This window comes from Amycolatopsis sp. SID8362 (genome assembly GCF_010550475.1).
Taxonomy (GTDB): Bacteria; Actinomycetota; Actinomycetes; order Mycobacteriales; family Pseudonocardiaceae; genus Amycolatopsis; species Amycolatopsis eburnea.
Window position 1 is genome coordinate 1 of sequence record NZ_JAAGNB010000973.1, and the last position, 6,939, is coordinate 6,939.

Sequence of the window (6,939 nt, forward strand, 5' to 3'; positions counted from 1 at the left end):
CCGCGGCACCACCGCCTCCGACGGCACCCGGCCAGGCCCCGGACCAGGCCGCGGCCGGGCGGGCCGCCCCCGAGGCGTTGTCGAGCCGCTGGGCGTTGGCGAAGATCGTGGCTTCCGGCCGGAACCGCCCACCCCCGGCGGTCGCCCCGAGCGGCCCGCGCTGCTCCCCGTCGACGACGTCGTCGGTGTCCCGCACGTTCTGCCAGAACTCGTCCTGCGGCGTCGGGCCGTTCTTGTTGCGCTTGAAGCGGGAGAAGATCCCGCCGCCCGGCGACGGCACGGCGGCGCCGACCATGCTGACCGACATCTCGACCATCTGCCACAGCCGGCGGACGGGACGGCCGACCATGAACAGCAGCACGGTGATCAGCCCGGCGAGCACCATCTGCGTGAGCATGTTCAGCGAGTTGCCCGCGTCGAAGATGGCTTGCAGGAGAAGGGCGTGCACGCCGGCGAGCACGGAGAGCACGACGAGGTTGAACGCGACCCCGCCGGCGACCTTGAGCACCCGGCGCAGGATCTCCGGGTGCAGCAGGGCGATGAGCCCGATCAGCGGCGCGGTGAGCGCGAAGAGGCGGATCAGGACCTGGGCGAGGAGGACGCTCGCCTTGGCGAGGAGCTGGAAGAGGGAGTAGACGAGCGCCTGGCCGAGGGAGAGGAAGCCGGCACCGGTGCGGCCGCCGGCTTCGCCGGTGAAGTAGCCGGTGGCGGGGCCGAGCTTGGTGGAGATGTCCTTGTAGGCGTTCTTCTTGCCGTCGATGACGGCTTGGTTGCCGTCGTCGCCGTTGCGCAGCTGCGCCCAGGTGAACGCCTGCGCGTCCAGCAGCGGGCGGCCGAACTGGTCGGCCTGCGGCGCGGTCGGCGAGCCGAACTCCCCGCGCACCCAGTTCTTGTAGACGATCTCGTTGTGCAGGCTCGTCGGCAGCACGTGCCGGATGACCCGGTTGTCGGAGTCGTCGACGAACCCGGCTTGGATGTTCGTCGTGGTCTGGACGATCGCTTTGTCGATCGGGTCGAAGTAGCGCAGCATCGCCAGCGACGACGCGGCGAGCCAGACGCCGGCCAGCGCGTACAGCGCCCGTTTGCTGACCGCGGCGAGGTCACCGCGCCAGATGTTGCGGAACAGCATGATCGACATGACGAGCGCGACCAGCCCGAACAGCTGGGCGTAGATGTTGTTGTAGACCTTCTCCGCGCCCGACTTCACCGCGCTGTAGATCGGGTTGAGCAGGCCGCCCTCGAGCACGGTGTAGTGCAGCGAGTTCGTCGCGCCGACGATGTTCTTGCCCAGGTTGAACAGCTGGTTGCCGCCCCAGGTGTCGAGCGTCGAGCCCGGCGGCGTCAGGTTCAGCCCGGAGCAGTTCGTCTCGAAGGTGTTCCAGACGAACCCGGCGTAGCTGTAGTCGACGTACGCGCTGCCCGCCTCGCCGTGGCCTTCGGCGGGGTCGATCGCCCCGACCATGCCCGCGCCGGGGCGTTCCGGGTTGGGCGCTTCACCACAGGCCGCCGCGCTCGCCGCCGGGGCGGTCGCGATCGCCTGCAGGCCCAGCACGAGCATGACGGCGAACATCGTCGCCTTGCGGCCCGGCACGCGCCGGCCCGGCCGCGGGCCTTCCTTGATCCGCCGCTTGAGCGAGTGCCATCCCGCGGCCACCGTCAGCAGGACCGCGAGCGTCAGCACGGTGTTCATGCGGCGTCCCGGCCGGTGCCGCCCTTTCCACCCGTGCGGGCGTGTTGCTGCTGCCCGTTGGACGGCTGCACCCCGCCCTCCACTTCCCCGGTCTCGGACGCCAGCGGGTCCGGCGCGCCCAGGAGGCTTTCGTCGGCGAGGCCGACCTCCAGTTCCGCCGCCAGCTCGAAGTCCTGCTCCAGCTCGATGTCGTCCTCCGGCGGGACCGCCACGTACGGCTTCTTCTCCTCCGCGGGCAGCGCCAGCTCGTTGCCGGGGCGGCGGGGTGGGGAGGCGGCGTCCTTCGAACCCGGGGTCGTGTCCATGACCGCGCGCAGGTGGTCCAGGTGCGGGCCGGAGAAGTCGACGCGGATGCGCTCCACGCCGCCCGCGCCGTCACCGAAGATGAACTGGCGGGGCTCGACGTCGCGCTCCAGGCCGCTTCGCTGGGCGCCCGGACGACGGCCGAGAGCCGCCACGACCTGCTCGTAGCCGACGCCGACCGGGACCTTCAGCAGCCGCAGGGCGTCCGCCTGGGCGTCGTCGTCGTCGAGGCGGCCGACGAACACCGAGTCCAGCAGGGCCACGAAACCCTGGATCTTCAGGAAGTCCGCCGGGATCTGCGAGGACAGCAGGACCCGGACGTTCCACTTCCGCGAGTCACGCGCGAAGCGGTTCATCAGCACGCGCCCGGTCGGGACCTCGGACAGGAAGAACGCCTCGTCGATCCAGACGCCCTTGCGCATCTCCTTCGGCTTCTCGTACACCGACCGCTGGGTCAGCCACGCCGCCAGGTTCAGCATCTCGACGCCGAGGGACTCCGCGTCCGTCCAGTACTCGCGCGGGACGCCGTCCTTCGGCAGGGTCAGCCCCGCCATCGTCAGGACCGTCAGGCGGTCGTCGCGCGTCTCCGAGTACGGGTCCGCGTCCGTCTCCGGGATCAGCAGCGCCATCCGCTCGCGCATCTCGTCGAGGAAGTCCGCGACGACGCCCGCGTGCTCGTGGTGCTCCGACGAATCCCGCCGGAGCGCATCGATTACCTGCCCTGGATCCGCGTCGAAGCGGCCACCCACGGCTCGCACCGCGCGCAGCAGCACGATCCGGGTCTGGGCCATCCGCGAGACCTCGTACGGCAGGACACCGGTCAGCACGTCCAGCACCAGACGTCGCCGCGTCGCGCCCGCCAGGGCCTTCTCGCGGCGCCAGGAGCGCTCGGGGTCGTCCTCGTCCATGAAGTGCTCGATCAGCGGCTCGGCGACCACCCGGTACGGGTTCAGGATCCCCGGCTGCGCGTTGAGCAGGTTGATCGGCCGCGCGTACGGCCGGAGCTCCGGCAGGTCGCACAGCCGCGACAGCGGGCCGGACGGGTCGAGGATCGTCCAGTTCGCCCCCGCGCGCAGCGTCTTGTAGACGATGCCGCCGCCGAGGAACGACTTACCACCACCCAGGCCCGCGACCATCGCCGTCAGGCCGGAGCCGTCGCGGATCTCCTGGGCCATCCACGGGTCCCAGGCCACCGGGCGGCGCGTGGCCGTGCACGTTTCGCCGAGCAGGATGCCGCGGCGGTCGCCGACCTCCGCGGTCGCCGTCGGGACCGCCGAAGCGCTCCAGACGACCGAGCCGCGGCGCATGTACGCCGCCGAGGCCAGCGGCTCGCCCGGGATGAACTCCCTGGCCAGCGCGTACTGGGCTTCGGGGTGCTCGATGGCGATCTTCGGCTTGTACAGGTCGAGCAGCTGCTGGGCCAAGCGCAGCGCGTCGCGCTCGGTCGGGCCGGACACCGCCAGCCGCCACCAGGAGCGGACGCGGGTGGCGAGCGCGGTGAAGCCCGACGTCATCTCGTCGTCGATCTCCAGCACGCGCCCGGCCTGCCGGGACAGCGACTGCGGCGGTTCCAGCTCGTGCTCGTCGGTGTAGTGCTTGACCTGCGAGCGCACCTTGTTCATCTGCCGCTGCAGCTCGCCGGCGACCTCTTCGGGGCGCCGGACGTAGATGCGCGCGGACACCTCGACCGCGGCGGGCAGGCGGTCGGCGTGCTGGATCCACGGGTCGTCGACCTCGGGGATCTGCAGGCCGTGCATCTGCCCGACGGTCAGCACCGCCAGGTGCCGCGAGACGCCGGCGTTGGAGCCGGTGCGGCCGCGGACGGTCACGGTCGGCGCGTACGGCTCGGCGTAGAAGTCGGCGGCGTCGGTGAAGCTGGCCAGGTCCTCCGGCTCCCAGGCCGCGCCCGGCACGGCGGGCATGTTCCGCGGCGCGGGCAGGCCCAGGGAGCACGAGCGGTGCATCAGCCAGGACATCTCCTCGGCGTGCACCGGACGGCCTTCCAGCCCGGCGCTGCCGATGACCTGGTCGAGGTGCTCGACCTCGGAGTCCAGCGCGGTCAGCTCGGCGTCGACGGCCTCGGGCAGGATCTTGCGCAGCACCGGCGCGGCGCGCTCGACCGCGCGGTCGACCATCCGCCGGGTCTGCACCTGGACCCCGATGTAGACCTCTTTTTCGGCCATCGAGCGGCCCATGAGCTGCTGCTGCTCGCCGATCAGGTAGTCGTCGAACGACATCGCGCCCGGCACGTCCTGGGGACGGTTGTGGGCGTTGTAGACGTGCGCCTCGGCCCACATCCGGATCGGGTACGGCCGGTTCGTCACGCGCAGGTGCAGCCAGCGGCCCTGCAGCTCGGCGTACTGGCCGGCGATGGCCGCGATCAGGTCGCGCCGCTGCGAGTCCGAGCGGAACGACCAGCGCTGCGGCGCGAGCCGGTACCAGGCGTAGACCTCGAACCCGGTGCGGACCAGGTGCCCGTCGATGCTTCGCACCGCGATCGAGGGGGTATACGCGGGAATCGCCTGCTCCCCGGTCAGGCGCCGGGCCTTGCCGCCCGAACCGTTCCGCGGCGCGCGGACCTGCTCGGGCGGTTGCCACGCGCCCGAGTGTGCATCCCGACCCCGTTTTCCTCGGCTATCGCCGCGACCGAACAACGACTACCTCCCGGCCCGGGCCGCGTTGCCGCGGCCCCGGCGCGCTCGTGGTGCTCCCTGGTGAACCGGCGCGGTGGCGCGGCGCGCCCCCGACGAGGGTGGCATCGGCGGAGCCGCACCCGGCTGGCCGCCGTGGTGCTGGTACTGCCGCCTCCGGCGGTGCTTCGGCAACGGGCGCTCGGCCCGCACCCGGACCCGGCTGGCGCTCACCGCGCCACCCGTGCCCGTGGTCAGTTCTCTCGGGGTGTTGAGCTCGCGCCCCGCCATCGCGACCACGGCGCCGAGCGGGCGCTCGTGGCTGATCTTGGCGGTCAGCAGCCGGGTGACGACGATGGTGGCGACGAACGCCCACGCCGTCGAAAAGAACCCGAAGCTCCACCCCGCCCAGCGCTCGATACCGAGCACGACGAAGAACGTCGGGATGCCGATGAGCCAGGCGACGTACCGGGCTCTCCAGGGAAAAGTCGCTTTCGGCGGACCGAGCCACACGGCGTCGACCCGGTAGACCTCGTCATCAGTCCTGATGCGCACGCGGGCCCCGCCTCAGCCGGTGAACAGGCCGGCGATCCACTGGCCCACGTTGACGCCGGCGCCGCTGACCGCGAGTCCGATGATGGCGAGCGCGATGACCACGCCGGCGAGCCGTCGCATGACACCGGCGTTGTCGCCCTTGCCGCCGCCGAGCCAGAGCAGGAGGAGCGCTACGGCCAGCAGCACCAGCGGAATGATGTTGTCGATCAGCCAGGTGCGCACGTTTCCCGTGCCCAGCTCGCCGGCGGCCAGCGTGTCGAGGGTGGTCAAGGTCGTCATCGCGATACTCCCGGTGCGCGGTGGGGGCCGCGCGGTTCTGGCTCAGGCGGTGCTTCGAACAACATCATGGGGGCTACGAGGGGTAGTGGTCAAAGCGCGCTGCGTGAATGCCGGCTGCCTCTTCAACCGGTGTGGTGCGCGTGGCACACGAAAACTCCACGCCCACCATCATCGCGGCAAGGGCCCTCGGGTTGAACCCCGGCCACCCATACTTCTCAGTGTGCTGACGAACTCACCCCAATGCCCGGGATTTGCTCACTGTGGGTACTGGCACCGTGGCCGTTGTGCGGCCTGGAACAGTGTGACATGACCCGAACGGCCGCGTCGCGCGAGTCCGTTCTGTGACGACCACTCCGCCGGTCGGCGGCCATGTCGATCTTGAGCCCGCCCGCTGTCCGTCACACGGCGCTCCATACTTAACAACTTTTTCACTACATAGCGTGATCTTGAGTGCTAGGGGCGGCGCTTGGCGAAGACACCCTCCGGGAACGCGCCCGCCTCGACGACGCGGCGGCTGAGCCCGCGGCAGAGTTCCTCGAGCCGGGCGGTCCGCTCGGCACCGAGGTGCTCCCACGGCCCCCGCGCGGCGGCTTCGGTCGCGACCTCGATGCGGTCGCGGAGGGCGAGGCCGTCTTCGGTCAGCAGGCTCTCGGCGTCGAGGAGACCGCGTTCGACGAGCCGAGCCTCGGTGGCAGCCCACTGCTCGTCGCTCCAGCCGCGCGTCAGCTTGGCGGTGTCGGTGAGGAACCCGCGGCCGGTGGCGACGTGGGTGACCAGCGCTTCGACGCCGCTCAGCCCGTTGAGGACCAGCGCGGCGATGTGGCCGTCCCCGCGGTACTCGCGGATCAGGGTGACGGCGTGCCAGAGCACGAGGTGCGGCTCCCCCGGCCAGCCGAGCCCCGCGTGCGCGGCGTAGAGCGGACGGCCTTCGGCGGTGCACCCGGCGGCGGCTTCGCGCGCGAGCTCCGCGGCTTCGGCGACCTCGTCGCTCTTCACGTGGTCGCCGAGCAGCCGGGCCAGCGCCTTGTCGACACCGTCGATACGGGCTTCGAGGACCTGTTCGGGCGACGCCAGGGTCCAGGCCCGCGGGATCACGCGGGCGACGACCTCGGGGTTGAAGTTGTAGAAGGTGGCCGCGACGACCTCGGGCCCGACGGCCCCCATGGCGGCGGACCGCCCGGCGAAGTACGGCATCCGCCCGGGCCGGAGGCCGATCCCGGTGAGCGCTTCGTCCACTTCGGGAGCGAAGTACGCCAGGGCGTGCAAGGAATCGAACGCCGACTTGAACCGCTTCTCGTCACCCGCCATGGCAGCACCCTACTACCGGGTAACCTCGCGGGGAACCGGTCTGATTTTTCGGGCGGCGACCTGGGGGCCGACGCCGGCGGGGACCGCTCCGGCAGGCAGTGCGGGGCGCCCCGCACTGCGAGGGCTCGAGTCCGGCGCTCCCGGCCGGCAGCGAGCCGCGCGCACCCCTGCGGC

General features: G+C 71.4%; 5 protein-coding genes. All 5 read right to left on the reverse strand.

The annotated features are described in order from the left end of the window. The coding region (locus tag G3I65_RS30625) for a magnesium transporter (protein ID WP_160699193.1) at positions 1 to 1,690 on the reverse strand (1,690 nt) is incomplete at its 3' end. After that, positions 1,687 to 4,647, reverse strand: coding sequence for an ATP-binding protein (locus G3I65_RS30630; RefSeq protein WP_160699194.1), 2,961 nt, complete (start codon positions 4,645 to 4,647; stop codon positions 1,687 to 1,689). The genes G3I65_RS30630 and G3I65_RS30625, both read right to left, overlap by 4 nt. Before the next feature lie 3 nt (positions 4,648 to 4,650). Further along, positions 4,651 to 5,178 carry a hypothetical protein gene (locus G3I65_RS30635; protein ID WP_160699195.1) on the reverse strand — a complete coding sequence of 176 codons (528 nt, stop codon included), beginning with the start codon at positions 5,176 to 5,178 and terminating at the stop codon, positions 4,651 to 4,653. Between the two features lie 12 nt (positions 5,179 to 5,190). Continuing rightward, positions 5,191 to 5,457, reverse strand: a complete 267-nt coding sequence (locus tag G3I65_RS30640) for a hypothetical protein (RefSeq protein ID WP_125307003.1) — start codon at positions 5,455 to 5,457, stop codon at positions 5,191 to 5,193. 453 nt (positions 5,458 to 5,910) lie between these two features. Further along, the gene (locus G3I65_RS30645; protein ID WP_160699196.1) at positions 5,911 to 6,765 is read right to left on the reverse strand and encodes a hypothetical protein; all 855 of its coding nucleotides are present in this window, start codon (positions 6,763 to 6,765) and stop codon (positions 5,911 to 5,913) included. Positions 6,766 to 6,939: the final 174 nt, after the last annotated feature.